Genomic DNA, 330 nt, shown 5'->3' on the forward strand with positions numbered 1-330 from the left:
CGCTGTCCGCTTCCGCCAGCCGGCCGTCATCATGGTAGCGATAACGGGCCATCACTTCCTGTAACCCTTCATCGGTACGGAGAATCTCGGTCAGTTGTCCGCGCAGATTATAAAGCAGCGTCAACGCCGGCCCGTCACTGTGGAGAACCTGTGTCAGCTGACCGTGCTCGTTATAGATAAACCGCAGCCGGTTGTCATACACGTCCCGGTGTTCCGTGAGCCGCCAGCGCTGCGTCCCTTCGGATGAGGCCGGGGAGGCCAGCGCAAAATACTTACAAACCGGTGAATCCCGGTGCCGGAGGATATAGCCCTGTTCTCCCCGGCTGAGGG

At 60.0% G+C, this 330-nt stretch carries 1 protein-coding gene; it reads right to left on the reverse strand.

Translation table 11 applies throughout. The features are described 5' to 3' along the window. On the reverse strand, window positions 1–330 hold a 330-nt coding region (locus Phpb_RS09230; protein WP_131817508.1), incomplete at both ends, for a hypothetical protein.

This window comes from Photorhabdus namnaonensis, assembly GCF_001684335.1.
Classification (GTDB): Bacteria; Pseudomonadota; Gammaproteobacteria; order Enterobacterales; family Enterobacteriaceae; genus Photorhabdus; species Photorhabdus namnaonensis.